Annotated in this window: 26 protein-coding genes, 2 tRNA genes and 2 riboswitches; of the genes, 9 read left to right on the top strand and 19 right to left on the bottom strand. The window is 45.0% G+C overall.

Going from position 1 to position 25,898, the window contains the following annotated elements; translation table 11 throughout:
* The first annotated feature begins 6 nt into the window (after positions 1-6).
* Positions 7-624, top strand: a complete 618-nt coding sequence (locus B0I21_RS14755) for a histidine phosphatase family protein (RefSeq protein ID WP_133641251.1) — start codon at positions 7-9, stop codon at positions 622-624.
* On the top strand, positions 625-1,344 hold the full coding sequence (locus B0I21_RS14750) for a menaquinone biosynthetic enzyme MqnA/MqnD family protein (protein ID WP_133641250.1): 720 nt from the start codon (positions 625-627) through the stop codon (positions 1,342-1,344).
* A 153-nt stretch (positions 1,345-1,497) separates the two neighbouring features.
* On the opposite strand, the gene B0I21_RS14745 is transcribed toward B0I21_RS14750, so the two are convergent.
* From B0I21_RS14745 to B0I21_RS14730, 4 genes are all read right to left on the bottom strand, one after another.
* Positions 1,498-1,815 carry a HigA family addiction module antitoxin gene (locus B0I21_RS14745; RefSeq protein WP_208292361.1) on the bottom strand — a complete coding sequence of 106 codons (318 nt, stop codon included), beginning with the start codon at positions 1,813-1,815 and terminating at the stop codon, positions 1,498-1,500.
* An 18-nt stretch (positions 1,816-1,833) separates the two neighbouring features.
* Positions 1,834-2,112 carry a type II toxin-antitoxin system RelE/ParE family toxin gene (locus B0I21_RS14740; RefSeq protein ID WP_133641249.1) on the bottom strand — a complete coding sequence of 93 codons (279 nt, stop codon included), beginning with the start codon at positions 2,110-2,112 and terminating at the stop codon, positions 1,834-1,836.
* Between the two features lie 1,080 nt (positions 2,113-3,192).
* Positions 3,193-3,277, bottom strand: a tRNA-Leu gene (locus B0I21_RS14735).
* A gap of 5 nt (positions 3,278-3,282) precedes the next feature.
* A tRNA-Gly gene (locus B0I21_RS14730) sits at positions 3,283-3,355 on the bottom strand.
* 183 nt (positions 3,356-3,538) lie between these two features.
* Between B0I21_RS14730 and B0I21_RS14725 the strand changes: the two genes are divergently transcribed.
* Together B0I21_RS14725 and B0I21_RS14720 are read left to right on the top strand one after the other, a co-directional pair.
* Complete coding sequence (locus tag B0I21_RS14725) at positions 3,539-5,743, top strand: glucoamylase family protein (protein ID WP_133641248.1); 2,205 nt, start codon at positions 3,539-3,541, stop codon at positions 5,741-5,743.
* A 56-nt stretch (positions 5,744-5,799) separates the two neighbouring features.
* Positions 5,800-6,315, top strand: a complete 516-nt coding sequence (locus tag B0I21_RS14720; protein WP_133641247.1) for an OmpA family protein — start codon at positions 5,800-5,802, stop codon at positions 6,313-6,315.
* Between the two features lie 110 nt (positions 6,316-6,425).
* Here B0I21_RS14720 and tenA read toward each other — a convergent pair whose 3' ends face one another.
* The 12 genes from tenA to thiS all read right to left on the bottom strand — a co-directional run bounded on the left by tenA (position 6,426) and on the right by thiS (position 16,431).
* Entirely contained in the window at positions 6,426-7,079 is a 654-nt protein-coding gene (tenA, locus tag B0I21_RS14715; RefSeq protein WP_133641246.1) for a thiaminase II, read from the bottom strand.
* Entirely contained in the window at positions 7,066-7,905 is an 840-nt protein-coding gene (gene thiD / locus B0I21_RS14710; RefSeq protein ID WP_133641245.1) for a bifunctional hydroxymethylpyrimidine kinase/phosphomethylpyrimidine kinase, read from the bottom strand. Before thiD ends, tenA begins: the two co-directional genes overlap by 14 nt.
* Positions 7,902-8,534 (bottom strand): thiamine phosphate synthase, encoded by a 633-nt coding sequence (thiE, locus tag B0I21_RS14705; RefSeq protein ID WP_133641244.1) that lies wholly within the window; start codon positions 8,532-8,534, stop codon positions 7,902-7,904. Before thiE (B0I21_RS14705) ends, thiD begins: the two co-directional genes overlap by 4 nt.
* Positions 8,524-9,327, bottom strand: a complete 804-nt coding sequence (gene thiM / locus B0I21_RS14700; RefSeq protein ID WP_133641243.1) for a hydroxyethylthiazole kinase — start codon at positions 9,325-9,327, stop codon at positions 8,524-8,526. Before thiM ends, thiE (B0I21_RS14705) begins: the two co-directional genes overlap by 11 nt.
* Positions 9,328-9,397: 70 nt before the next feature.
* Positions 9,398-9,490: riboswitch (TPP riboswitch) on the bottom strand.
* Positions 9,491-9,965: 475 nt separating this feature from the next.
* On the bottom strand, positions 9,966-10,355 hold the full coding sequence (locus B0I21_RS14695; RefSeq protein WP_133641242.1) for a hypothetical protein: 390 nt from the start codon (positions 10,353-10,355) through the stop codon (positions 9,966-9,968).
* Between the two features lie 94 nt (positions 10,356-10,449).
* A complete protein-coding gene (locus B0I21_RS14690; RefSeq protein WP_133641241.1) occupies positions 10,450-11,163 on the bottom strand; it encodes a HesA/MoeB/ThiF family protein in 714 nt (237 codons plus the stop codon).
* A gap of 90 nt (positions 11,164-11,253) precedes the next feature.
* On the bottom strand, positions 11,254-12,375 hold the full coding sequence (gene thiH, locus B0I21_RS14685) for a 2-iminoacetate synthase ThiH (RefSeq protein WP_133641240.1): 1,122 nt from the start codon (positions 12,373-12,375) through the stop codon (positions 11,254-11,256).
* A gap of 4 nt (positions 12,376-12,379) precedes the next feature.
* Complete coding sequence (locus tag B0I21_RS14680; RefSeq protein ID WP_133641239.1) at positions 12,380-13,156, bottom strand: thiazole synthase; 777 nt, start codon at positions 13,154-13,156, stop codon at positions 12,380-12,382.
* Positions 13,134-13,775: a thiamine phosphate synthase gene (thiE, locus tag B0I21_RS14675; RefSeq protein WP_133641238.1), complete on the bottom strand. Its 642-nt coding sequence runs from the start codon at positions 13,773-13,775 to the stop codon at positions 13,134-13,136. The genes B0I21_RS14680 and thiE (B0I21_RS14675) overlap by 23 nt, the downstream gene beginning before the upstream one ends.
* Positions 13,775-14,383 (bottom strand): beta/alpha barrel domain-containing protein, encoded by a 609-nt coding sequence (locus tag B0I21_RS14670; RefSeq protein WP_133641237.1) that lies wholly within the window; start codon positions 14,381-14,383, stop codon positions 13,775-13,777. Before B0I21_RS14670 ends, thiE (B0I21_RS14675) begins: the two co-directional genes overlap by 1 nt.
* A 3-nt stretch (positions 14,384-14,386) precedes the next feature.
* Positions 14,387-16,207 carry a phosphomethylpyrimidine synthase ThiC gene (gene thiC / locus B0I21_RS14665; protein WP_133641236.1) on the bottom strand — a complete coding sequence of 607 codons (1,821 nt, stop codon included), beginning with the start codon at positions 16,205-16,207 and terminating at the stop codon, positions 14,387-14,389.
* Between the two features lie 11 nt (positions 16,208-16,218).
* On the bottom strand, positions 16,219-16,431 hold the full coding sequence (gene thiS / locus B0I21_RS14660) for a sulfur carrier protein ThiS (protein ID WP_133641235.1): 213 nt from the start codon (positions 16,429-16,431) through the stop codon (positions 16,219-16,221).
* A 67-nt stretch (positions 16,432-16,498) separates the two neighbouring features.
* Positions 16,499-16,594, bottom strand: a riboswitch (TPP riboswitch).
* Positions 16,595-16,748: 154 nt separating this feature from the next.
* On the opposite strand from thiS, the gene B0I21_RS14655 reads away from it, so the two are divergent.
* The 5 genes from B0I21_RS14655 to B0I21_RS14635 all read left to right on the top strand — a co-directional run bounded on the left by B0I21_RS14655 (position 16,749) and on the right by B0I21_RS14635 (position 21,663).
* On the top strand, positions 16,749-17,186 hold the full coding sequence (locus tag B0I21_RS14655) for a hypothetical protein (protein WP_133641234.1): 438 nt from the start codon (positions 16,749-16,751) through the stop codon (positions 17,184-17,186).
* A 223-nt stretch (positions 17,187-17,409) separates the two neighbouring features.
* A complete protein-coding gene (locus B0I21_RS14650) occupies positions 17,410-18,399 on the top strand; it encodes an NAD(P)H-dependent glycerol-3-phosphate dehydrogenase (protein WP_133641233.1) in 990 nt (329 codons plus the stop codon).
* The gene (gene ggpS, locus B0I21_RS14645; protein WP_243836148.1) at positions 18,396-20,642 is read left to right on the top strand and encodes a glucosylglycerol-phosphate synthase; all 2,247 of its coding nucleotides are present in this window, start codon (positions 18,396-18,398) and stop codon (positions 20,640-20,642) included. Before B0I21_RS14650 ends, ggpS begins: the two co-directional genes overlap by 4 nt.
* 74 nt (positions 20,643-20,716) lie before the next feature.
* Positions 20,717-21,208 (top strand): thioredoxin family protein, encoded by a 492-nt coding sequence (locus B0I21_RS14640; protein ID WP_133641232.1) that lies wholly within the window; start codon positions 20,717-20,719, stop codon positions 21,206-21,208.
* Between the two features lie 14 nt (positions 21,209-21,222).
* On the top strand, positions 21,223-21,663 hold the full coding sequence (locus B0I21_RS14635) for a GNAT family N-acetyltransferase (RefSeq protein ID WP_133641231.1): 441 nt from the start codon (positions 21,223-21,225) through the stop codon (positions 21,661-21,663).
* 53 nt (positions 21,664-21,716) lie between these two features.
* Here B0I21_RS14635 and B0I21_RS14630 read toward each other — a convergent pair whose 3' ends face one another.
* The 3 genes from B0I21_RS14630 to B0I21_RS14620 all read right to left on the bottom strand — a co-directional run bounded on the left by B0I21_RS14630 (position 21,717) and on the right by B0I21_RS14620 (position 25,893).
* Entirely contained in the window at positions 21,717-22,094 is a 378-nt protein-coding gene (locus tag B0I21_RS14630) for a DoxX family protein (protein WP_133641230.1), read from the bottom strand.
* Positions 22,095-22,824: 730 nt separating this feature from the next.
* Positions 22,825-25,311, bottom strand: coding sequence for a S9 family peptidase (locus B0I21_RS14625; protein WP_133641229.1), 2,487 nt, complete (start codon positions 25,309-25,311; stop codon positions 22,825-22,827).
* A gap of 117 nt (positions 25,312-25,428) precedes the next feature.
* Positions 25,429-25,893 carry a hypothetical protein gene (locus B0I21_RS14620; protein WP_133641228.1) on the bottom strand — a complete coding sequence of 155 codons (465 nt, stop codon included), beginning with the start codon at positions 25,891-25,893 and terminating at the stop codon, positions 25,429-25,431.
* Between the last annotated feature and the right edge of the window lie 5 nt (positions 25,894-25,898).

The raw sequence follows: 25,898 nt of genomic DNA, 5'->3' as shown, positions 1-25,898 counted from the left end.
AATACATTGAAGAAAACTTTTTATTTTATTCGTCACGGTCAAACAGATCTCAATTTGAGAGGTATCGTACAAGGCCGTGGCGTAAATTCACCACTAAACGAAACCGGCCTCAAGCAGGCTGAAGCCTTCTACAATGCGTTTAATAGCGTGCCATTTGACAAGATCTATATCTCGACGCTTTTGCGCACCCGGCAAACCGTACAGGGATTTATTGATAAAGGTATCCCCACCGAGGAACTGATCGGTCTAGACGAGATCTCCTGGGGTATCTATGAAGGAAAGGAGCAAGATGAAACCATTATGTCGGGCTTTGAAAAAGTAGTGTCCTCTTGGAGAAATGGCGAGCTTGATCTCAGCATCCAAGAAGGGGAATCGCCCAATACGTTGGTCGCGCGGCAGAAGGAAGCGATTGCGCACATGCTCACGCAACAGCATGAACAGACCGTTCTGGTTTGCATGCACGGACGCGCGTTACGCATCATGCTGTGCCACCTCACGGATGTGGATGTGTGCTTGATGGATGATTTTCCGCACACCAATACGGCTCTTTACGTACTGGAATATGACGGTGAACGATTTACCATTGTCGACCACTACAACGTTAAACACTTAGAAAATTTGTAGATGAATAAAATAGCCGTGTCTGCGGTTTCCTATACGAATACCCTACCATTTTTGCAAGGCATCCGACATTCGGCGCTTATGCAACAGCTTGATTTATCCGTAGACTATCCTAGCGAGTGTGCCCGAAAAGTTATCGACGACGAGGTCGATATGGGCATTATTCCGGTCGCTGCACTTACTAAACTTTCGGAATACCATATCATCAGTGATTATTGCATAGGCAGTGATGGGGCGGTGGATTCGGTATTTATATTTGCCGAGAAACCTATCTCAGCGATTACATCGTTGCGGCTTGATGTACAGTCGCGCACCTCGAATGGATTGGCGCGAATCCTACTGAAACACTATTGGCAACGTGATGTGGATATCGTGACGGAGGGCGACGCTGATGCCTATGTTTTGATTGGTGACAGGACATTTGGCAAGAAAGATACCGTTCCTTATGCCTATGATCTGGGCCATTACTGGAAAGAAATGACAGGGTTACCGTTCGCATATGCCGTTTGGGTGGCTAATAAAAAATTACCAGAAAGCTTTATCGAGGCATTCAATCAAGCTTTGGCAGATGGTGTTTCCAGACCGGAAGATGTCATAGCAGGCCTGCCCATTTACCCTAACTTTGACTACAAAAAGTACCTGACCGAAAATCTGGATTTCCGCTTGACGGCGGAGAAACGTACGGCTATTGATAAGTACCTCACCTTATATAATGCGCTTTAAGATGCTATCAAACCGTTTAAAAGGGCTCAGGTTCCGCGAGACTGTTTTTGTACGACTTCTTTAGAATAATCTTTTGAAAGAAAAGCCCCCCGAGTGTGCATCGCAGAGGGGCATAGAGGGTGTATTGTAGTTATTATTGTATTGGCTTTCCTGTTAAAAGATAGCAATTGTTTCCGTGTTTGGCTTACGCATAACATGGACGTTAAGCGTTTTTATTTTTTGTTTGGCTTCCCACAAATCATAGCTTTGCTGCATGTTCAGCCATAATTCCGGAGTGGTGCTAAGCGCCTTACTCAAACGTAATGCCATTTCCGCACTGATACCTAAATGCCCGTTGACTAGCATAGATAACGTCCGACGCGATACGCCTAAATCTGTCGCAGCCTGTGTAATTGTTTTTTCCAAAGGTTCCAGATAGAGCCCCTTTAATACTTCTCCCGGGTGTGCGGGAGCCATTTCTTGCGTTCCCATGGTGTGTCTCCTTTTTATTTAATGGTAATCAACATATCCGATGTCGAATGCATCTCCGTCCGAAAATTGAAAGATGATGCGGTAATTTCCCGTGACCTTGACAGCATAAAACCCCGCCAAGTCTCCTTTTAATCCATGAAAATCCGATCCTGGGAAGTTAACATCTTCGGCAACTTTCGCAGCATTGAGCAACGTTAAAATCAGGCGTATTTTGGAAATATGGTTGGCTGGCAATTTAGACTTGTCATCCTTTTCCCAAAACAGCTTCAATCCCTTATGCCGGAATGTCTGAATCATTATACAAATGTAATATGTAATATACCGTATTACAAATCTTTTAACGGTAATATTTTTGTTCAATAGCGCCTCTTCGTAAAAAGTTTTCAATTTGAGGCTCGCGAACGCCTGCGCAAACCCAGAAAAGGAAGCTTTTGGAGACTACGTTCCTAGCATTTTTATTTGGCGCTAGTAGTGCACAGATAGACCTTTGAATTAGAAGAGCAAGTTGTCAGTTTGTGGAAAGAACCGGTTTAGATACAGATCTCTTCAATAAGAGAATAATGTAATCATCCTGTTTTTTGGTAAAGTCGATGCTTACTGATAGATGAGTTAAGGTGATAGACCACGGTTGGCTTTTAGAGCTATTCATTTTGCGTATTTTTTATTTCCATCTTTTACGGTAAGCCGTATTAATGTCATACATAAGCCTGCTAGTTTAGTGGCATGAGATGTTTTTATAGGTTGTACTACTCGCAAAAGCCGGAATCGAATAATTCTTTTCCGAATAATTTGATGCATTAGAGCTTTTGAAATATAGCATTTTACAAGCCGGTGCCGTAATCTTCTATATCAGACAACATACTATAACTATGGAACCCTCTATTATTATATAAATACACGAAGACTGGTTTAAAATACGAACAACTATGAAAACGATTTTATATTTCTTAATGGGCGGAATCGCATTCCTTTATATTATTGGAAGCATTAGCGGAAGCAATGACACTACTAAAACGGAAGATCCGAAAAACGAGATAGAAAAACATTTGTCGGAGTTGGATGGGTCGTGTCCGAAATTTAAACGATATATAAAGGACAACTTGAAAAATCCTTCCAGTTTTGAGCATGTTGAAACTCGATATGTCGATAATTCCGACGGAACGGCGATAATTATAATGAAATATAGAGGTACAAATTCTTTCAACGCAATAATTACATCTTATGCAAAGTGTACACTGAATATATATACTGGCGAATTTTCAAATGTAATAATCGAATAATCCTATATCGACAAAAAATCCGTTAAAACGAAAATCCCCGACACTTTTTAAGAATCGGGGATCTTTTTTGAAGAGCTTTTGAGCCTGCTCTTTTTTGTACCTAGGGCGGGAATCGAACCCGCACTCCCTTAACGGGAACAGGATTTTAAGTCCTGCGTGTCTACCAGTTCCACCACCTAGGCAACTGAGCGAAAGACGAGATTCGAACTCGCGACCCCAACCTTGGCAAGGTTGTGCTCTACCAACTGAGCTACTTTCGCTTGCGATGATGCAAATATAGAGAGAAAACTTTATTCTAAAAATTATTTGTAGGTTTTTTGAGGCTTGTTATGATAACGTTCTAGGAATGTGCGTAATATTTTTCTTACCATTTCCCATCGCTATTGTCTTTTCCTCCGAATGGTTCAATATTTGCTTATTTTTGCCGTAAATCAATAGTTGCTATGAAGTATTTTTATCCATTCATATTCTCATTAATTTCTTTTGCGAGCACGATTACGCATGTGCAGGCAGATACCTATCCAGAAGTCGTGTTTGATAATAGCCTCGTTAGGGGGATCTATGCAAAGAGCAAAGTGGAATACCAAGGGCAATCTTGGGTAGAAAATTTAAATAGGCATTTGTTGGTTTCCGATACGCTGTTTTTCACCCCGGGCAACGCGCTCTCCTTACAATACAAATCGGCTCCGGCGGGCGATTGGAAGGTGGATTTGCAATACAATCGGCAGAAATTGACCTATCAGGTTAATCAATCTGATTTTTTGGTGTTCCAACTATTTGTTAAAACGGAACACACGCAGCGGGGCGACTTACCAAAGATTGGTATTAAACAACGGCATAACGAAACCGATTATTTGGAATTGCTGCCCTATATGGAGGATTTCGACTACAATACTTGGACGCGCGTAAAGATACCCATAGCAAAGTTTAAAAATCTGATGACGCGCGAGCCCATCACTGCGGTTCGCCTGCTACAAAACAATGCTTCGGATAAGACCCATCAGCTCTTTATTGATCAAATGGAGTTTCTTCCTAAAAGCGTATCGCAGGTTAGGTTGTCCTCTCCCGCGATCCTGTCTTCTGCTGTAGCTTATGATAAGCAGGTGCATTTACAATGGCAACTTCCGCTGACGCCTTCCATTCGGTATATTAAAATCTATCGCTCGGAAGATGGCAAAGCATTCACACCCGTAGGCATCCGGCCCATTTCGATGCAAAGCTGCTTGGATTATGTGTCAGACCTAAACAAAACGTATTACTACAAAATAGCATGGATAGATTATAACTACGTTGAGTCACCATTTTCAGCAATTAAAGAGGTTAAGACCAAGCGCCTGGATGAAAATGAATTGCTCGATCTTGTGCAGGGCGCACACGTCAATTATTTTACGGAGAACTATGATATCAACAGTGGCATGTATCTGCCTTTTGGCATGAAAGATCGGGCGTTGGTATCCGTGAAAGAAAGCGGAAATGCTATATTGAGTTTAATTGTGGGGGTGCAGCGTGAACGCCTTAATAGGCAAGTGGCTGTAGGCCGCATTCATAGTATTTTATCCTTTCTTGCAAAGGCCCAAAATCGCTACGGTATTTTTCCTACTTATTTCGATGGGCGCACAGGTTTGCCGGACTATAGGGAAAGCGAACCTACTTATGACGTGCTAGCGACATCATCGCTTATTGAGTCATTATTGGTTGCGCGGCAGTTTTTCAATAACGACCGCGAGAATGAAACCAACCTTCGGGATAAAATCTCTAAGCTTTATGATGCGGTGCAATGGGATCGTCTTTTGGCAAGTGGTTACGAAGATGTATTGCAGGAACGTGTTTCCGGGGTTGATGCTGACAAGCAATATGCGACATTGGGTGGCGTAAACGAATCGATCAATGCCTATATGTTGGCGATGGCTTCTCCCACGCATCCTATTCCGTTGTCCGCTTATGAAAATGGCGTCAAAAACATTGATCAGCGGTATGCTTCGGCGTATAGCAAAATGGATAGTTTAGCTAAAGACACGCTGTCGTTGGTCCGTGAGACATTTAGATTAGCGTTTAACCCGTTGGGAAATGAGGTAGATGATTCTGCTGAGCGTGTTTCGATATTGCAGGATACCATGATGTATGGGGAGCGCTTGCTATTCGGAAATGCGAGGGGCAGCCTATTAGAATTTTACAAACCCTTCTTTACCATAGACCCAAAGATATTACCCGACGCCGAGATCAACTATGAAGATGCGATTCGCGATTATATCAAAGTTCGTAAACGTCGAGATAATGAAATAGGAGTGGGCTCTACAGATTCCGATATATGGGGCTTCTATCAGTTGACAGATAGTGTAGGAAGCTACCGCGTCAATCCGGCAATTGCTCCGGCATCGATGTTTTTGCTGCCTAATGAAGGTCGTAAATCGGTGTTGGCCCTTTATGAAAATAATAGCGAAAACTTCTTCACCGAGTATGGATTTCGAGCGTGGTTAGATCTTCGGGATAATGATGTATCGGATGAATATTTTGCAACAAACCAAGCCGCTGTTGCTGTCTGTATTGAAAATGCGCGATCGGGATTGATCTGGAATCTTTACAAAGAGATCCCTGAAATCAAACAATTGCTGTCTAAATTGTCGGCAAACATCCAAAAAAACAATTAAGTATGCCTGAAAAAGTGTAAAATCATTATATTTACGGCACGACTAAAGGAGATTTCATGAAACATATACGTACTGCTGCCCTATTTCTTACACTGACTGTTGCTGCTAGCGCTTGCAAGCAAAAAGCGATTATGGTTAATCCGGGCGCCGTGGTTTCCAAAGATGGAACAGATGACGGCTTAAAAAATGTGAAAAGCGAGTTTGAAAATGCTTCCCGTACAGACGAGGGCATAAAGTTTACATTGTCATCTGACCTATTGTTTCCCACTAATTCATCCTACTTGACCGACAAGGCGAAAGTAGAGCTAAGTAAAGTGGCTAAATTATTGAAGAATGATACCTCCAAAAAACTTCGAGTTGATGGACATACGGATTCTACTGGTGAAGAAAACTACAACAAGTGGTTGTCTGATAAGCGCGCGGCTTCTGTCAAAAAATTCTTGGAAGACGCCGGTATCAGTGGGGCTCGCATCGCGACAAAAGGCCTAGGGCAAAGCAAGCCCGTGTCGGATAATAAAACGCCAGAAGGCCGGCAGAAGAATAGACGTGTCGAAATAGTGATATTAAACTAATACAACACGGTCCAACATGTTAAAAACCGTCGTAAGCCCTACTGAAAGGCTTACGACGGTTTTTTTTGTTCATCGTGCTCGCTGTAGTTTTGGCGGGATGGCGTTTGGTCTCACCAGCCTTTCTGCAAGTAGGCAGCTTCCCAAAACATATATTCTAGGCGTGAAGCGGAGAGGAAAGCCTCGAACATACGCGTTTGCATGGCTTCGGTCGTTTGCTCGGCCATTGTGTCGACGTAATGTTTGGCCAAAGTTACGCCGTCTGCAAAATCGGTTCCGCTGTATGTCGCGATCCAAGCTTCATAGGGATTTTGCGAGGTAGATTGGTTTGCAAAAATGGTGTCGCCCACCACTTTGTAGATCCAAAAGCACGGTAGCACGGCGGCCACGGCGACCTCCAAAGGTTCAAAGGCGGCCACGCTTTTCAGATAATGTACATAATGATGGCATATTGGCCCCATCACGATCTCCTGGTCGCTTGCCATGCCGAATTGCGTGAAATAAGTTTCATGCAACAGCTTTTCGACAACTAATGCATTTTTGCCAAAGTCAAAAAAATCCAACGCTTGAACATTGTCCGGTGATTTGCTGCCTAGCACCGCCAGCACACGACCAAAATGTTCCAGGTATTTAGCGTCTTGCTGCATATAAAATTGAAACTTTGCAAGGGGTAATGTTCCCGATTGAAGTTCTTGAATAAATGGCATGTGAAAGATAGTATCCAGTAGGGGCTGTATGCTTTCCCAAGCTTTATCAGTCCATTTCATAGTGAATGAGTTTTTGGGGATTAAAAAAATGATTTAAAGGTCCGTTGCCTTTTCCTATACGAAGGTTTTTACTACCCTGAATTGCTTGGTGTACATAGTCCAAACTGCTTGAAACAGCGTCATCCAACGTTTTCCCTTGCGCCATAAAGCTAGCGATGGCCGACGATAGGGTACATCCAGATCCATGGGTGTTTTGTGTTGCTATACGCGAGGACTCGTATCGCGTCGTGAGGCCGGATTGTTGCATAAGGAAGGTGCTAAGCGTGTCGCTACTTAAATGTCCGCCCTTTACAAGAACAGCATTGCAGCCCATAGACAACAGCGTGGTGCCCGCCGCTTGCATGGCTTCCGGCGTGTTAATACTGCGCCCCACGAGTACAGAGACTTCATCTAAATTGGGGGTGATAACGGTCGCTTTCGGAAAAAGTTCCGCTATACATGCTTGTATGGTGTCTTCTTGTATCAATTGATGTCCACTGGTCGATACCATAACCGGATCAAACGTGATCGGACCCGTATACGCGTGCAGGTAATCACTGATGCAGCGTACCAAGGCGACGCTATGTACCATGCCTATCTTGATGGCATCTGGTGGGATATCGTCAAATATAGCATCCAACTGTTCCCGCACCGCATCGGTCGGGATGTCATAAATGTTGCGAACACCTTGTGTGTTTTGAACGGGGAGGGCCGTAAGTACATTCATCGCATAGCAGCCTAACGCCGATATTGTTTTGGTGTCGGCCTGAATACCGGCACCCCCGCTTCCATCAAATCCAGCGATGCTTAGCACCGTCGGAACTCGCTGTGTTCTCCTATCTATCATAATAGTAAATTCTTTAATTGTTGACTGGCAGCTCTCGGATCAGGGGCTTGGCAAATGGAAGATACCACGGCGATGCTGTTGGCACCGGCCGCCAACGCGGCAACGGCATTCCCTGCATGCATCCGGCCGATTGCGATCAACGGTTTATCGGTCATTTTTCTTACCTCGCTGATTCCGTCGATACCCCATTCTGTGATCGTATCCGTTTTTGTTGCTGTTGCATAAATGGGGCTAAGACCCAAGTGGTCTACGGCTGCCATCTGCTCGCTCTCCAGCTGGGCAATATCCTCCAAGGACCATCCGATATGCAGGCGATCTGCAAATTTCTCGGCAATTTCTAAGGGGGCGCTGTCTTGTTGGCCGACATGAACGCCCCAGGCTTCTACCGCGATAGCGATGTCGACAGCGTCGTTAATTACCAAGGGGATACCAAATTTATCGGTCAGCTTCTTTAAGGCACGGGCTTGCTTTAAAAAAGCATCGTTCGACATCTCTTTTTCACGTAACTGTATGATGTCCACCCCGCCGCGGATAGCCTCTTCGGCTACCCAAAGTAGAGGACGGCCTGCACAGTCTCGCTCCGAGATAACAAGGTATAGCGGATAGGGAAAGCCCGAATTAATAGGCATGCTCTTTTACGTTTAGATGAATGCGAATCTCATCATCGCTAAGATTATGGAGCGTATCGTAGAGGTTGAGTTGTAAGGTTCCCGGACCAATGGATTGCCGTGCTGCCAACTCGCCCGCCAGGCTACAGAGGCTTACGCCTGCCAAGGCTTCAGCGAAAGGATCTTGACGCAGCGCAAGAAATGCCGCCACAAGAGCCGATGCGGTGCACCCCAAGCCGGTAACTTTCGTCATCAGTATACTTCCATTGTTAACTTCGGCCCAACTATCCTTTCCGATAACGTAGTCTGTTTCGCCCGATATACACACCTGCGCGCCGTATTTTTCTTGGAGCACTTTGCCCGAGGAGACGGCGTCAGCGCTACGGGCTATGCTGTCAACACCTTTTCCGCCCGTCTGTGCAAAGCTTGCCAGTGCAATAATCTCTGAAGCGTTCCCGCGTATGGCGGTAGGCCTGTGGTCTAACAGTTCCTTTAAAACCTCATTCCGAAAGGGTGATATGCCTGCGCCAACAGGATCCAGCACCCATGGACAGCCAATTTGAGCAGCATGTTTTGCCGCGATCAGCATGGCGTCTGCCCATTCCTCACTGAGTGTCCCAATGTTAATAACCAATGCGCCGCTAATGGTAACGACGTCTTTGACCTCCCGAGAGCTATGAACCATCACCGGCGATGCACCGATGGCCAGTAAGGCGTTAGCCGTATTGTTCATCACCACAAAGTTGGTAATGTTGTGCACCAATGGCGATTGCTGCCTCAGCTGATGTAATTGTTGAATAATCTGTTGTTCCATGACAATAATGTTAAATGTCCGCAGGCTTTTGGGGAAACAGCATGGAATAGGAAAACGTCGATTATAGATAGATATCGCAAACGCTTTTCCCTACGCCAGTATTAACCGGATCAGGTTCAAAGGGACTGTCTCAATTCTTTTCAGAATACCCCCAAAGCCAGTCAAATTTAATAAAAAGTATTGAGTAATGGGTAATGAGTATTGCGTATGTAAGTTAGATAGTAGTAGATAGATGATAGTACTTAGATAGTAGTGGATAGATGATAGTACTTAGATAGTAGTAGATAGATGATAGTACTTAGATAGTAGTATTTAGATAATAGTATGTAGATGATAGTACTTAGATTTTAGAAATTTTCACTTTTGGATTTTGACTTTTAACTTCTCACTTTTGACTTTTAACTTCTCACTTGCACATTCCACTATTGACCAAAATGTCGCATCGAAAGCTTTGCAATATGTAGACATTTGCCCCCGCACAAGCTTTCCCTGCAAAGGTTTCAAGCGACGGGCTTTTGTTACTTTTGGCCTATAAAAGTAATGCCTTGCCGCGGCATGCGGCGGATGGGATGTAAGTTGGACAATCCAAGTAAAAAACAAAGCCCTGTTATACAAAAAGAAAGTCCTGCGAAGGCACATTACAACATCTCTACACGGCCGGCGATATAGTAATTTTTATAGCGAATAATGTCCCTGGAGTTGGTGATATACTTGACCGTAGCGGTTTTGAAAATATAAGCGGTAGCGCGTTCCTCCATGATACGGAGGAAAAACTCGAAATCTTTGTACAAAGATTTCCGTTCGTCTCGATTAAATTTGCTGTTTTTTACAATCGATAGAAACTGCTCGTTGTTGATCTTGAAGGTGATACTATCGGGTTGATCTCTAGAGAAGTATAAAAGAGGAACGGGTAGATCATTTATATACATAGCAAATCCGACTTCTTCCTTATCCATTTTAACAACGAAAGCATGGAAATATACCGTGCCTATTTTTTGCGAGTCTATGGCGATTAGTTTGGCAAACATCTTAAAGCTAATATGGTAGCCTAAATATACAATTTTTTTAATTCAATTAAATCATCTGCTTTTTAAATGTGGATTGGGACGCAATTTATCCATTTTAGAAGGAAATTTTCGTGCATTCCCAGCTTAGGGTGTCCATGATAAGCCATTGGTTGTGTAGCACCGGCAAACCGAGCAACACCTTCAATGTTTCCTGCGCCATCATCAAAGCTAGAATACCGGGCGTAGTCGCTAGCACACCGTTTAGGTCGCAGCTGGGCACATCATCCGGATGGGGCGGTTCTGGGAATATGGCGCGTAAGTCTTTCGATCCCTCGTGGTTAAATAGAGCCATTTGTACCTCGTAATTTAACACGCTACCATAAACAAGCGGCTTTTGCTCGCTAGCACAAGCATCATTCACGATATAGCGCGTATTGAAATTGTCACATCCATCAATAACGATATCGTAATCATGAATGAGCTCGTGAATATTGCTGGCAGAGACGCGTTGCTGAATAGGCACGAAAACAATGTCAGAGTTAAGTTGCATGAGTTGCTTCTGCAAGCTATACACTTTTGGCATGCCGATGGTACGTTCGGTGTGGGCGACTTGGCGATGCAGGTTGTGAATTTCTACTTGATCAAAGTCAACGCAGGCTAAATGGCCTACGCCGGCGCCGGCAAGGTATAAGCAAAGTGGGCTACCGAGGCCGCCCGCCCCAACAACCAATACGCGCGCTTTCTTAATTTTTAATTGCCCTTCCATACCAATGCCGGGCAACGATATATGTTTTTTATAGCGCATTATTTGTTCCTTCGTCAGTTTCATATATAAATCGTATGTTTTTTAAAGACCATATCGCATATTCTCTTTTTTTTTTGCGTGTTTGTGTTTGGCCATCATGGATCGTTGATACGTTTAATTTCCTATAAATTCAGGCTGCCAATCTTTCCAGACCGGTTGATATCCAGCTTGCCTAATCTGACTGACGATGGCAGCTACCGGACGCTCATCGCTGATTTCGAATTGCTCCAAGGAGCTTGGTTCAACGACGTAACCACCGGGATTTGTTTTGGATGCAGCACTCATGGATGTTACGCCCAATGGAATGACGTGATTACGGAAAATTTCTTCCTCCCGGGTGGATAGGGATATTTCGAGATCAGCATTCCAAAGGCGATAGGCACAGATGAGCTGTAGTAAATCTGCATCATCCATCATAAAATTTGGTGCCTCTACACCTTCTGCCGGACGCAATCGCGGGAAGGAGACGGAATACTTGGTCTGCCAGTAGCGCTTTTGTAGGTAGTCGATATGGAGCGCATTGAAAAAACTATCCACGCGCCAGTCTTCCAGACCCAACAATACCCCTAGGCCGATCTTATGCATACCAGCAGCTCCAATCCGATCGGGTGTGGCAAGGCGGTAATCAAAGTTCGATTTTTTGCCTTTTGGATGATAGTTTTTATAGACTTCCTGATGGTAGGTTTCTTGGTAAACCAATACGGCATTCACTTGAGCGTGGCGTAACGCGACATAGTCTTCCTGATCCAAAGGCTGCACCTCGATGGATATTTGTGGAAACAGCGGCTTGATCTGTGCTATTGCCTGTAAAAAGTAAGGTGTATTTACACTGTTGTTCGCTTCTCCTGAAACCAACAACACATGTTGAAAACCCATTTGGCGAAGTGCTTGCGCTTCCAGCTGGATCTCGCCACCGGATAGTGTTCGTCTTCTTATTTTATTATCCATGCTGAAACCACAATAGGTACAAATATTATGGCACTCATTGCTTAGGTAGAGCGGAGCATAAAGCTGGATGTTTTTGCCGAAGCGCTGCACCGTTAACTGATGAGAACGTTGTGCCATTTCCTCCAGAAAGGGTTTCGCCGCGGGCGATAGAAGTGCCAGAAAATCGTGCAGATTCCGTTTGTTCTTCGATAGCGCTTGTTGCACATCCGCCGCCCTACAGTTTTCGATTTGCTGTTTGATATCATCCCACTGGTACTGCAAAAAGACATCGCTAAAAGTCGTGTTCATGACGTTATGTTTTGGTTAAAAAGCTGGTTAACGGACTGCTTGCAGACGCTTGGTTTGCGGGCGCCCTCAAGCTTGCTTGGTAAGCCATTCTTCCTGCTTGAACGGCTAGTGCAAAAGCCTCTGCAACCAAGGCCGGGTCTTTTGCGGTGGCAATAGCCGTATTGACCAATACGGCATCAGCTCCGAGCTCCATGGCTTTGGCCGCGTCGGAAGGCGAGCCGATTCCCGCGTCTACAATAACCGGCACGGTACTTTGTTCAATGATGATTGCTAAAAAATCAATGGTTTTTAACCCTTGGTTGCTTCCAATAGTCGATCCCAAAGGCATGACGGCCGCTGTGCCCACATCTTCCAGGCGTTTGCACAGTACGGGGTCTGCATGGATGTAGGGCAGAACGATAAAGCCAGCTTTCGCCAGCTCCTCGCAGGCCCGTAATGTTTCTATGGGGTCGGGTAGCAGGTACCTGGGGTCTGGATGTATCTCTAGCTTCACCCAGTTGGTTTCCATCGCTTCGCGCGCAAGCTGAGCGGCCAACACGGCTTCCTGCGCAGTTCGTGCGCCCGAGGTATTCGGTAGCAGCTGTACCTTGTCTTGCGGTATGTGGCTAAGTATCTCGTCGGTATTGGTCTCCATGTCGATGCGTTTCAGCGCGACCGTAACCATTTCTGTAGCTGATGTGCGGATAGCCTCTTCCATCAGCTTTGCCGAGCCAAATTTGCCAGTGCCAAGAAATAGTCTCGAGTCAAATAGCCTACCGCTAATGTTTAGTTTCGTGTTCATGAATTAAGTTGTTTAAATACACTATGTAGTGTGGATTGGCGAAGTTGTCTTGAATATGTTTGGAGAGGGCGATGCCATAGAGGCCGATTTTTTTAAGTGGAGCGATATCGCGTTCTTCGACACCGCCGATAGCAAAAATAGGTGGTGCTATTGCCGGATCTAAGGCATCTAGAATAGTGGCATAACCCTCAAAGCCGAGTATAGGGCTCAGTTTTTGTTTCGTATTGGTATGGCGAAGCGGTCCCAGACCGATGTAATGGCAGCCCTCACTGATGCGCAATTGTACATCAGCCAATGTGTTGGCCGTGCCGCCAATAATCTTTTCTGCATGCAGCATTCTCCTTGCTTCTGCAATACCCATGTCGTCCAGACCCAAGTGTACGCCATCTGCATCCGTTTCCACAGCAGCTTCCACATCATCGTTGATGATCAAGGTAAAGGCATACTGTTTCTTCAAATCCAGAATACGATGAGCAAGCGCAACCCGCTCGGCGGTTTTAGCGTTTTTTAGCCGAAGCTGTATCCAATCAACGCCTTGCTCAAGTGCTTGCCGTATATTTTCAAAATGTTGCTCGGCAGTAGCTCCCGAGGAAATGTATTGTATAGGGCTTATCTTCATTATGCGTTGTTTTTTTGTATACTTCTATCGCTAAATAATTGGGCGAGTGCGAGGCAGGATGTTGCTTCGCGTAGGGGGTCGTTGGCTTCCCATAGGGCACCACATAGAGCAAAATCATCGAATTCATGTGCCGTCATGGTGGCAAGTCGTGCCGATGATATGCCGCCTAGAGCAATGGCTTTAATAGCGCGGTTGCGACGCCCGCTTTCGGGAATAGTATTTTCCAAGCCATACCCGCGTTTGGAAATACTTGGAAAAAGCGGGCTCACAAAAGCGGCATCGTAAACAGGCGCAAGGCCGTTAAACTCATCCCAGCTGTGTGTGGATGTGCTGATATGCTGCTTTGTTGCGCTGGTTAGCCCTAACGTCTGTCTCCTAAGCGTAGAAAAGTGTATACGCTCTACGCCGCAGTCTGCTGCTCGATCATACGCTTGATGTGCGACGAGCTTTTTGCGCTCGTCAACAGAAAAAGCACATAGATAATTGACGTAGTCCGTTTCCGATAAATCGGGTTTCCGGACATGTACATATACATCTGGCCATGCTAACAGTTGGCGGAGAATAGCTATTTCTCCGCTTTGAAAGGTGGGCAACGTGATGATTCGCATAGGCTAGAGATAAATTTCTTTTCCTTTTTCAATAAATTCTGCGGACTTTTCCTGCAGCCCTTCAGCGACGCTGTCGCGTATCTCCTGCGTTATTTTCATGGAGCAAAATTTCGGACCGCACATCGAGCAGAAGTGCGCAATTTTTGCTCCATCGGCAGGCAACGTTTCGTCGTGAAATTCGCGTGCTGTGTCGGGGTCTAGCGATAAGTTAAATTGATCTTCCCATCGAAATTCAAAACGTGCCTTGCTCAGTGCGTTGTCCCGGTATTGTGCGCCGGGATGTCCCTTTGCCAAATCTGCCGCATGGGCGGCTATCTTGTAGGTTATCACCCCATCTTTCACATCCTTTTTATTCGGTAGGCCCAGATGCTCCTTTGGCGTTACATAGCACAACATGGCGCAGCCATACCAGCCAATCATCGCGGCACCGATAGCCGAGGTAATGTGATCATAGCCTGGGGCTATGTCGGTAGTTAGGGGACCTAAGGTGTAAAATGGCGCTTCGTCGCAGGTTTCCAGCTGTTTCTCCATATTTTCTTTGATAAGATGCATGGGTACGTGTCCAGGCCCTTCGATCATTACCTGAATATCATGCTTCCAGGCTATTTTGGTGAGCTCGCCCAAGGTCTCCAGTTCGGCAAACTGCGCGGCATCATTCGCGTCTGCAATAGCGCCGGGACGGAGGCCATCGCCTAGCGAAAACGCAACATCATACTGCTTCATGATCGCGCAGATCTCTTCGAAATGGGTGTATAGGAAGTTTTCCTGATGATGGAAGAGGCACCATTTCGCCATAATGGATCCGCCCCGGGACACGATACCCGTGACGCGCTTTGCTGTTAGATGGATATAGCGGAGCAGTACGCCGGCGTGAATCGTAAAGTAGGAAACGCCTTGTTCAGCTTGCTCGATAAGGGTGTCCCTAAAGATTTCCCATGTCAAGTTTTCCGCTACACCCTGAACCTTTTCTAATGCCTGGTATATAGGAACTGTGCCAATCGGAACGGGCGAGTTGCGTAAGATCCATTCTCGAGTCTCGTGTATGTTTTTTCCGGTGGAAAGATCCATGATGGTGTCCGCGCCCCAGCGGCATGCCCACACCGCCTTTTCAACTTCTTCTTCAATACTTGACGTTACCGCGCTGTTCCCGATATTGGCGTTAATCTTGACCAGAAAATTTCTGCCGATAATCATGGGCTCGCTTTCCGGATGGTTGATGTTGTTGGGGATAATAGCGCGCCCGGCAGCAATTTCCTGCCGCACAAACTCTGGCGTAATCCAATGCTTTGGTGTATTGGCGCCAAAGTTATTCCCGGCATGTTGCGCAGATAAAGGATCTTCCGTACTCATCGTAGCGGTGATGCGTTGATTTTCACGGATCGCAACATATTCCATTTCTGCGGTAATGATCCCTTGCTTGGCATAATAAAGCTGGCTCACATTGCGACCGGCTTTAGCGCGTTTAGGTTGATGGCAATAATCGAATCGGAGATGGTCAATAGCTGTATTCTGGAGTCTTTCTCTGCCGTAGGCGGATGTGCCTTCCGTTAACTGCTCCACATCGGACCGGTCGATAATCCACTGCTCGCGTAAACGCGGCAATCCTTTTCGGATGTCGATTGCGACGTCCGGATCGGTATAGGCACCCGATGTGTCGTAAACGGTGACGGGCTTATTCTCTTCTTGTCTACCGCTACTCAATCTGGTGGCATCAAGACTGATCTCGCGCATGGCAACTGCTATCGGAAAAAGTTCCCCTTGGACATATACCTTGCGTGATTTAGGGAATGGGGCAGTTGATAATATGTGTGTTTGTTGATCCATAGTTTATGGGGTTAGCCGCCTTGGGTAGCGGTGATTATTAAGAGTTCTGCTTGATCGGAAATTTCGGTTTGTGCCCAAAGTGGCCGAGGGACAACTCGCTGATTTAACGCGACGGCAACGCCTTTTGGTTTAAGATCGGGAACCAACAAATCCAACGCTTCTTGTAGTGAGGCGGGGAAGGGTTCGCGTAATTGATGGTGCTGATTGTTGATTTTAATTTGCATAGCCTACCTATTTTTTATGAGAAAAAATACTTTAGGTATGCCAACGACAGGCTAAAGAAAGCCCAAAAGAAGTGGTCCTACTTTTCCCTACGCTAGTATGAACTAGATCAGGTTCCAAGGGTAAAATCTCAGCCTGCTATTGCAGACACCCCTAAAGTATACGATACAAGTATAGGTATATATATTTGAAATATGAATTTATTTGATCTTTCTTTTCGAACCTTAGCACTCCGATAGGGGGTATATAGCCGTAAGAGATAAGACCATACGGTATAAAAAAATGTAGCAAGTACAGGTAAATAGTCGTACTATTGATTATGTTTAGATTTTTCCTTCTCTTCGTTACTGCCATGCTATTACTGGCTTGCCGATCACCGCGATCGACAACAGGCGTCGTATCCACGAAAGATAGTACTATGCTGGTTTTAGAAGAAGGACAAAATCTATTTCTGGAACGTGAACAGATAAACCTTACTTTTGCGCGACTTCTGGAAGATAGTCGTTGTCCCGAGGGCGTACAGTGTGTTTGGGCCGGAGTCGCCGCCGCAGAACTCACCGCGATGGGCACATTTACCCGTCCGCAAACGCTCGTCGTTGCGACGGCCGATCTGCCCGACAAAGGGTACGCGAAGGCCGCTGTTTTCCATCGTTATACGTTTCGACTAACGGCATTGACGCCATACCCCGCGCAGGGCGATCCGGAACGAGCAGCACAAAAACGTAAGATTAAGCTTACTGTCAAAGCGGTGAAATAATTGTTTTACAGCATGATGGCCACATAGTGTCCATTACACCATACCATAGGTTTTGATAGGGTACTTTTGTGTTGGCTGATTGTCATAATAGCTAACTTTATGCCGGCCTTGGCCATCAAAACTGATCTTTATTTTGCTTATTAGTTTATTTTTACTATATTTGTATCGTATTAGATAACGGGCTTATTTAAAAACCTATGCTTAGCCCAAAAACAACGATGATTTGACAGAAATAAGTGTAATAGGCGGAGGTAGCTGGGCCACCGCATTAGTGAAAATATTGACAGAGAATAAAGTTAGGGTATTTTGGTACCTGCGACGCCAGGTGCAGGTCGAAGCCTTAAATGACGAAGGAATCAATCCGGATTATTTAAGTTTTGTAAAATTAGATACAAATTATCTACAAGCTTCAACGGATTTGAACCTCGTTCTACAGCAAGCTTCCACCATACTCTTCGTAGTGCCCAGTGCACATTTTCCCTCGCTTTGTTCTACCATTGACCCCAACCTTCTTCAAGGGAAAAAAATAATTACATCCATAAAAGGAACCGTTGGTGAAGATAACGTTTTGCCATCCGCTTTTGTCGCGCAACATTTCGGTGTAGAAGCCTATCGGCAAGCGGTACTCGCGGGGCCATGTCATGCCGAGGAGATTGGTATGGGTAAAAAAACCTATATGACCATTTGCTCAGCAAACGATTCGTTTCTTCAGCAGCTTCGACCTTGTTTTTCGAGTCGGTATTTGGCCATTAATCTGCATACAGACCTTTGTGGTATCGAGTATGCTGCGATCTATAAAAACGTGGTAGGTTTGGTGTGCGGTATGGCTAAGGGATTGAATTATGGAGATAATTTCATGGCTGTGCTCGTATCTAACGCTATTTATGAGTTGCAACTGCTACTGGAAGCACTGCATGTTTCAGAAAACCGCATAGCCTGTTCCAGCTATCTGGGCGATCTACTCGTGACGGCTTATTCGCCGCACAGCCGAAACCGAAGCTTTGGTGAACTCATAGGCCGTGGCTATAGCGTCGAGCAAACGCAAAATGCTATGTCTATGGTGGCAGAGGGTTATGCCGCAACGCAAGGACTTTATCAGACGGCAAAAGACTTAGGGCTAAATATGCCCATTATCAATACGGCATATAGGGTGCTTTACAACCATATGGCCGTGACTTCAGAATTTAAATTATTAGAAAGGAATATTATATGATGCTATTAGCGACGGATTTAGATGGAACATTTTTAGGTGGAAGCATGGAAAACAGGCTCCGCTTATACCGACTTATCAAGCAGCACACTGATATACAGCTCGTCTTTGTAACGGGAAGAGGTGTCGAGTCGGTTATACCCCTGTTAAATGATCCATTAATTCCTCGACCCAATTATATTATAGCGGATGTGGGCGCGACCGTAGTGAATGGCTTGACCTTGGAATCGGTAGAGTCTATACAGGGCGATATTGAAGCGCGATGGCCATCCACCTACGCAATCCGTTCGAAAGTGCTTGAAGTGGCTTCCGTCACTTTTCAAGAAGTTCCCCAGCAACGCCGCTGCTCATTCTTCTATGATGGCGATGCAAATTTAGAAGCCATCCATAAGGTAGCAGAGAGTTTTGATTGTGATATCATCACCTCGGTTGATAAATATTTAGATGTTTTGCCCCGCGGCGTCAACAAAGGAAGTACATTGAAAGCGCTCGTCGAACATTTACACGTTGATCCGGAACAGGTACTCGTCGCGGGCGATACATTAAATGATCTGTCTTTATATAAAACAGGGTATAAGGGTGTGGTCGTCGGACAGGCGGAGCAAGGTCTGATCGACCAAACGGCTCAAGATGACCTCGTTTATCAGGCTTTCGAACCTGGGGCGGGCGGGATTATCGAGTCGTTATCGCATTTTGCCCCGTTCAAAAAATACGCTGATCAAGTCCGTAAAAGGCAGCTTACGCAAACAAAAAAGGGAACCAATCAACTGGTGGTTGTCTACCACAGACTTCCGTTTGAGCAAGAGGTGGTGAACGGGAAATCTATTCGGGTTTCGCCTAAAAGTCCGAATGGTATCATTCCCTCGTTATTGGGTTTATTTGAGAAAGGGCGTTCAGGCATTTGGATAGGTGAGGAAGTGCAGCAGAAAGATCGTCCTGAGGTGCCCAATGAATTGATCGATGAAGAGAAATATTCCAATTTGGTAGCGTCGACGATTAGCCTGCCGAAGGAGGATATCGATCAATTTTACCGGGTATTTTCCAAGGAAGCTTTTTGGCCGACAATTTTCTCGTTTGTAGACAAAGCGAAATTCAATCACGACGATTGGGAGCACTACCTCAAGATCAATAGAATCTTCGCTGAGCGTATCGCAAAAGAGGCTGATCAAGACGCTTTGGTGTGGATCCACGAATACAATTTATGGATGGTACCGGCTTACCTTAAGTCGTTGCGCCCTGATCTTCGGATTGGGTTCTTCCATCACACCTCATTCCCGGCAGCAGATATTTTTAATATCATTCCTTGGCGAAAGGAAATTATCGGGAGCTTGTTGCTTTGCGATTTTATCAGCTTCCATATCCCGCGCTATGTAGAAAACTTTATTGATGTACTGCGCAGCCATACACCGTTCAAGGTCGTGAAGAAAATCAATGCCGCTAAGCAGTTCCTGACTTACAGCTGCGCACTTGGCGTGGATCAAATGACAAAGGTTATCGAAATAGATGGTCGTCAGATCCGCCTTGGCGCACAACCAGTCGGTGTGAATATGGAGAAGGTACAGGGCATTTTGAAGAAAAGCGATATCCGGAAAAAGATTGAAGCTACCTTAGCGAAAAAATCGGAGCAGGAGATAAGCACCATTCTTTCTGTCGAACGGTTAGACTATGTAAAAGGGCCATTGGAGAAAATTCAAGCCTTTGGTGAATTTCTGGAAGAATATCCGGAATACCGTGGAAAGGTGGAGTTGGTCAATATTTGTACGCCACCTTCGCAGGGAATGAAGATATATGATGACATTCGCGATGAAGTGAATCGGGCAGTAGGCGAGATCAATGGCCGTTTTGCAACGATGGACTGGGTGCCTATTCAATATTTTTACCGCTCGTTGCCATTTGAACAGGTCGTGAGTTTGTATGCGACAAGCGATATTGCCTGGATCACACCGCTGCGCGACGGGCTGAATCTCGTGGCCAAGGAATATGTTGCTGTGCAGGGGATTATAGAAGGAGACGGTGCACTTGTTCTTTCGGAATTCGCTGGCGCATCGGTCGAGCTGCCCTATGCTATCCTGACAAATCCTTACGATACAAAAAGCATGAAGGAAAGCTTACTAAAGGCACTTTTGATGCCAGAGGACGAACGCTCGGCGCGAATAAAAAGATTGTACGACCAAGTGAAGTACTATGACATCCACTACTGGGGCAGAGATTTTGTGAAGGAGCTGGAAAAAGCCAGAAAAGATTAGCCTGCTTGCATCGCGGCTAACTTAGGATGGACGGCGTATTTTTGCTATATTGGATGCATAAATAATGCAATACTATGAAGAAGTTTTTATCTTATCTATGGATACTTATGATGGTTGCCGTTTCTACGGCAACCCTAGCGCAGACGCCGACGGAAGCCACCGTGGTTCTTGAAAAACCCTACCATCCGGAGGCGGATGCCCAAGCCGATATTGATAGCTTATTGGTTATCGCAAAACAGGAGGGGAAACGCGTTGTTATTCAGGCTGGCGGCAACTGGTGTATCTGGTGCTTACGTTTTAACAACTACATTCAGGAAGAGAAAGAGATAGCTAAGCTGGTAGCCGACAACTTTGTATACTACCATCTTAATTATTCGAAGGAAAATAAAAACGAAGCGGTTTTCAACCGTTATGCGCCGGAAGGTGGAAAACTTGGTTATCCTTTCTTTATCATCTTGGATGAACAGGCGAAAGTACTTGGGATACGCGACAGCGGATCTTTGGAAGCCGGGAAAGGCTATGATAAAGCTAAGGTAATGGCGCTATTCAACGCCTATAAATCGTAGTACGGGTTACCGCGATGTTGGAAGATTTACGCATAGAGCAGGTTACTGCGGCTGTCACCTGGCGCTTGCGGCAAGAAGTGCTGTATCCAAATGGATCGCTGAAAGATGTGATGATAGCTGATGATTTTGATGCTTTTCATTTCGGAGCTTACCACAATAACGTGTTGATTGCTGTAATTTCGCTATTCCCGGACGAAGAATCGTTTCAATTTCGAAAGTTTGCCGTCCGCACAGATTACCAGGGGCAAGGCGTTGGTCGCAAAATTTTAGCACATGTCTTTGCCTTTTCACAAACGTGGAATCGCGATAGCTTGTGGTGCAACGCCCGCGAAACGGCTGCAATGTTTTACACGAAGTGTGGTATGCGGGTATCGGGACAGCCGTTTTTAAAAAATGGCATAACGTATGTCCGCATGGAGATACAGCTTCAGCAGGATACGCAACGGTACGAATAAAAATAAGGAGGCTGCCTAATCAAAGACAATCGGCAGCCTCTATTATATGCTGACTAGTTTTTGTCGAGCAGATGCATAAACTTCCTGCGATTGTCTATAATCATCCAAATATTTATAAGCAATAGGGGAACGGAGATAGCTAATCCGCTGGAATCGAATGTGTAGTTATGTATGACGATGCCTACCATCACAGGAAGAATAACGATGGCTCCAAGTGCCCGTGTTCGCGGGAAGATAAATAATAGTCCACCAATAATTTCCACCAATCCTACCAATGGTATGATCCACTGCAGTTTGGCCATAGCCTGAAATATTTCCATTTGTTCCGGTGTTTGTTCCGGCATAGGCATGTAGTTTAAAAATTTGTTGAGTCCGGCGTTGATAAACATCAGACCGAACAGTAGGCTGAAAATGAATTTTACGATTTTCATGACGATTAAGTTTATAGGAATTGATAATGACAAAGTTAGTTTAGAATTTTGGAATTTCCTACCCACTACCAATTCCACCGCACCACTTTTCCGTCCTTGCCAGGACAGGGCTTTCCTTTTTTTTCTAAAAAAAGGAAACAAAAAAATCGTCGCTGAATTTCTGCTGCATCCCTGTGGGGTAGTGCCGAGGCAACTTTCTACATACGCAACAGCAATAAGGCGACATATGCTGTTAATGAGCAGTGAGTGCAAGTGAAAAGTTAAAATTCAAAAGTTAAGATTTCCAATATCTAAGTACTGATATCTAAGTACTAATATCTACAACTCAATTCGCACTACTGACTACGCATTACTCAATTCGCACTACCCCATACCAAATTCCACCCCACCACCTTTCCGTCCTTGCCAGGACAGGGCTTTCCTTTTTTTTTTAAAAAGGAAACAAAAAAATCGTCGCTGAATTTCTGCTGCATCCCTGTGGGGTAGTGCCGAGGCAACTTTCTACATACGCAACAGAAATAAGGCGACATATGCCGGTAATGGGGGAAGGTGCAAGTGAAAAGTAAAAATTAAAAAATCAAAATTAAAAAGTAAAAAGTCAAAATTTCTACTATCTACATACTAAAATCTAAGTACTACTATCTACATACTAAAATCTAAATACCCACTACCCACTACTCACTACAAAAAAATAAAAAAGGTTAGCAGCTTTTTATGCTGCTAACCTTTTTTATTTTTTTAGCGGTTGTTCGCGATTTATCTCGGTTATATCTACTTCATCGCGATTGGAGTCGCCGAGGAGATGTTCCGCAAAATAATCTGCCATTTTCCAGAAGAAGTACTCTGTCATGTTTCCGAAAGCGTGGCGCTGCCCGGGCAGCAGAACGAAGTCAAAACGTTTATTGGCTTTGATAAGCGCTTCGGCCATCCGGATGGAGTTGGCCGGGTGCACATTGTTGTCAATATCGCCAGTAGCAATAAGGAGTTTGCCTTTCAGGTTTTTTGCCAGTTCGGTATTTTTCTCGATCTGGTAAGTAAAGGTCGTATCGCCTTTAGCATTCACTTTTTCCATAACGCCATGGTGACGCTCACTCCACCATCGGTTGTAGATATTGTTTTCGTGATTTCCAGCCCCGGATACGGCAACCTTGAAAAAATCCGGGTACACCAACATGGCCGCGGTCGACATAAACCCGCCACCCGAATGACCGGTAATGCCAACGCGATTGATGTCAATGAACGGGTAACGGCTCGCGAGCTGTTCGGCGGCCACCTTCTTATCTTCCAAACCATAATCGCGCAGATTGCCATAGCCATAGGTGTGGTACCACTGCGAGCGGTCAGGGTGTCCGCCGCGATTGCCCACCGTGATTACGATAAAGCCCATTTGCGCCAATCGATCGATACGATCCATGCTACGACCAAAAGCTTTGTTTACGGCCTCTGTTTGCGGTCCCGGATAAACATATTCTACGATTGGATACGTGCGGGTCGAATCAAAATCAAACGGCTTGTACATCACGCCATACAAATCCGTAATGCCATCTCCGGCTTTAACCGTGAACGGTTCGGGAAACTTGTAGCCAGCAGCAAACAATTGGCTTAGATCGGCCTTCTCCAGCGCCATTACAAGCCCACCCGATGAATTGTATAGATTGGACTCCGGCGTAGAGTTAACGCGTGAAGAGTTGTTGATAAAGAATTTACCGCTCTCGCTCACTTCGATCTGGTTATCAAAATTACCTTTATTTAACAGCCTCGGCGCACCACCGTTTAAAGAGGCCGAGTAATGGTGTAGGTAGTACGGGTCTTCATCTTTTTCCTTGCCGTTTGCCGTGAAGGTAAATAGCTGCGTAGTCGCATCAAAACCTGTCACATCATTTGCATTATACTCTCCTGTAGTAAGCTGACGGACTAATTTGCCATCTTTATTGTATAGGTAGAAATGACCCCATCCATCCCGTTGTGACCAATGGATAAATTGGCTGCCATTTTTTATAAAATAAGGCTTTTTGATATCTTGATAAACATTCGAGCGTTCTTCCACAACCGTTCTTGTTTGGCCATTGAGCTGTACAGCGACAATATCGATACGCTTTAGATCTCGGCTGGAACGGTTAATGTAAAATTCCTGATCGTCACCTAGCCAATAGCTGATGTAGTGCTTTCCTTTGTAACTGCTTTTATCAACGTCTTTATTATAGATGCTTATCGTCTGATTCTTAAAAGATGATACAGGTATATTTTTAAAGGTGAGCGTATTGCTGTCGAATAGGTAAAGTTCTGCTTCCGCAGAATCTGTCTCTCCGGGCATCACATATTTGTAGGTTTCCAAGGTTGGACGTTGCTGCCCCACATTATTGATAACCCACAGTGCGTTAAGATGGCGATTGTCCTTTCTTGTCAATGCGAAGTGCTGTCCGTTTGGCGACCACATCAGGCGAATAGGCTGTCTTTTCTTTGTTTCGTCGTCCTCCTTACTACCGCCAGTCGTTGTGCTGTATTGATCGCCCCCCCAAGCATAATATTGTATACCGTCTGTCGTAAATTGATGCTCGACGATGGTAGAATCTTTTTCATCTTTGACGGCTTTATCGTAGTTCTGCCGATCCATCCAATACAAGTTATAATTCTTGGCAAAGAAAATGCGGCTGGTATCCGGAGAAAAGCTCGCCCACATTGGTTTTTGTTTTTCCTTTAGCGCTTCATCAAGCTCCGTAACTTTTTTCGTTGCAAGATCATACTCCAGGAAAAAAACTTTTTTCTTGATGCTGTCTGCTTTGTTTTTCAGCTTGGCTAACTCCTCCTTCGTTTTTATGGTGTCTTTGGTGCTTTTAACCTCAAACCGGATCTTCTTTTCATCGTCTGTGAAGTTGAGGTTCTCCAGATTTAAATGCTGCGCATCAAAAGGATTTTTAACAATTTTCGTTACCTGTGCGGCAACATCAGCATTGTCAAAAAGCAGCTGTTTGGATTTCGTTTGTGGATTAACCAGATACCAACGCTTACCTGAAGGGCTGCGGTACTCGTACCAAAATCGGTCACTGTGGTTGATCCAGTTTGGTTTTACATCCGTCGAAAAAATAAGGTTTTGCAATTTCGTTGGCGAAAATTTTGCCGCCAAGCTATAATTTGCTTTGTGATGATCTTTTTTTTGCTCTTGTGCTGGCGCGATGAACGATATGCCGACCAGTAGTATTGTGCAGAGTTTTCGCATATTGGAGTTAGTCATTTGATGCGCTAAAGTACAGAAATCTCGTAGCGATACGCTTACATTTTTTGTAAAAATTTAAGGACATTTTCAGGTCAAAAATGTAGCGGCCTGATCTATTTGCTAGCGGAAGTTGGGTCGACTCGTTAACGGGGAAAAAGACCAAGGAATCGAGCTTAAGATGAGTAGGTAAATACAGACGTGCCATTTCAACAGGCTTTTGAACATGTTTGGTCGCCCAATTTTTTTGAAAGCCCGTATGGTCACCATATTAAACAGTAGGATAGCGATACTCATCACGCTGACATGCTCTAATCCAAAAAAACGAAGCTGCCTGTTTTTAACGCCCGCGCTAACATCGTCTAAAAAGGCATCAACCAAGGGACTATGCAAATACAACAACCAGCCGATAATAAGTTGTACATCGTAGAGCAGGGTAAACGTTAACAAGACGTAGTAATGTTTTTTAGAAAATTGGGAGCCTTTTTTCGTGTGGAAGATGAGCCATCCTAATTGGGTCAACATAGCCAACAATACCAACCAGCGATAGTAAGAGTGGGAGACGAGGAGCGCGGCCGCGTTTAGCATATGAA

Origin of the sequence: Sphingobacterium paludis, from assembly GCF_004364125.1 — a bacterium.
GTDB classification, from domain to species: Bacteria; Bacteroidota; Bacteroidia; order Sphingobacteriales; family Sphingobacteriaceae; genus Sphingobacterium; species Sphingobacterium paludis.
Note: the sequence above shows the minus strand (reverse complement) of the source record. Positions and strands in the feature narration are given on the sequence as shown.

Bases quoted from the DNA above. Each gene is read 5' to 3' on its own strand.
- B0I21_RS14620 (WP_133641228.1), bottom strand. From the start codon at position 25,893: ATGCTAAACGCGGCCGCGCTCCTCGTCTCCCACTCTTACTATCGCTGG.
- B0I21_RS14635 (WP_133641231.1), top strand. From the start codon at position 21,223: ATGTTGGAAGATTTACGCATAGAGCAGGTTACTGCGGCTGTCACCTGG.
- ggpS (WP_243836148.1), top strand. From the start codon at position 18,396: ATGATGCTATTAGCGACGGATTTAGATGGAACATTTTTAGGTGGAAGC.
- thiS (WP_133641235.1), bottom strand. From the start codon at position 16,431: ATGCAAATTAAAATCAACAATCAGCACCATCAATTACGCGAACCCTTC.
- thiE (WP_133641238.1), bottom strand. From the start codon at position 13,775: ATGAAGATAAGCCCTATACAATACATTTCCTCGGGAGCTACTGCCGAG.
- thiD (WP_133641245.1), bottom strand. From the start codon at position 7,905: ATGATAGATAGGAGAACACAGCGAGTTCCGACGGTGCTAAGCATCGCT.
- B0I21_RS14630 (WP_133641230.1), bottom strand. From the start codon at position 22,094: ATGAAAATCGTAAAATTCATTTTCAGCCTACTGTTCGGTCTGATGTTT.
- thiE (WP_133641244.1), bottom strand. From the start codon at position 8,534: ATGCCTATTAATTCGGGCTTTCCCTATCCGCTATACCTTGTTATCTCG.
- B0I21_RS14750 (WP_133641250.1), top strand. From the start codon at position 625: ATGAATAAAATAGCCGTGTCTGCGGTTTCCTATACGAATACCCTACCA.
- thiC (WP_133641236.1), bottom strand. From the start codon at position 16,207: ATGGATCAACAAACACACATATTATCAACTGCCCCATTCCCTAAATCA.
- B0I21_RS14640 (WP_133641232.1), top strand. From the start codon at position 20,717: ATGAAGAAGTTTTTATCTTATCTATGGATACTTATGATGGTTGCCGTT.
- thiM (WP_133641243.1), bottom strand. From the start codon at position 9,327: ATGGAACAACAGATTATTCAACAATTACATCAGCTGAGGCAGCAATCG.
- B0I21_RS14670 (WP_133641237.1), bottom strand. From the start codon at position 14,383: ATGCGAATCATCACGTTGCCCACCTTTCAAAGCGGAGAAATAGCTATT.
- B0I21_RS14655 (WP_133641234.1), top strand. From the start codon at position 16,749: ATGTTTAGATTTTTCCTTCTCTTCGTTACTGCCATGCTATTACTGGCT.
- B0I21_RS14695 (WP_133641242.1), bottom strand. From the start codon at position 10,355: ATGTTTGCCAAACTAATCGCCATAGACTCGCAAAAAATAGGCACGGTA.
- tenA (WP_133641246.1), bottom strand. From the start codon at position 7,079: ATGAAATGGACTGATAAAGCTTGGGAAAGCATACAGCCCCTACTGGAT.
- B0I21_RS14745 (WP_208292361.1), bottom strand. From the start codon at position 1,815: ATGGGAACGCAAGAAATGGCTCCCGCACACCCGGGAGAAGTATTAAAG.
- B0I21_RS14690 (WP_133641241.1), bottom strand. From the start codon at position 11,163: ATGAAACTGACGAAGGAACAAATAATGCGCTATAAAAAACATATATCG.
- B0I21_RS14625 (WP_133641229.1), bottom strand. From the start codon at position 25,311: ATGCGAAAACTCTGCACAATACTACTGGTCGGCATATCGTTCATCGCG.
- thiH (WP_133641240.1), bottom strand. From the start codon at position 12,375: ATGAACACGACTTTTAGCGATGTCTTTTTGCAGTACCAGTGGGATGAT.
- B0I21_RS14740 (WP_133641249.1), bottom strand. From the start codon at position 2,112: ATGATTCAGACATTCCGGCATAAGGGATTGAAGCTGTTTTGGGAAAAG.
- B0I21_RS14720 (WP_133641247.1), top strand. From the start codon at position 5,800: ATGAAACATATACGTACTGCTGCCCTATTTCTTACACTGACTGTTGCT.
- B0I21_RS14680 (WP_133641239.1), bottom strand. From the start codon at position 13,156: ATGAACACGAAACTAAACATTAGCGGTAGGCTATTTGACTCGAGACTA.
- B0I21_RS14725 (WP_133641248.1), top strand. From the start codon at position 3,539: ATGAAGTATTTTTATCCATTCATATTCTCATTAATTTCTTTTGCGAGC.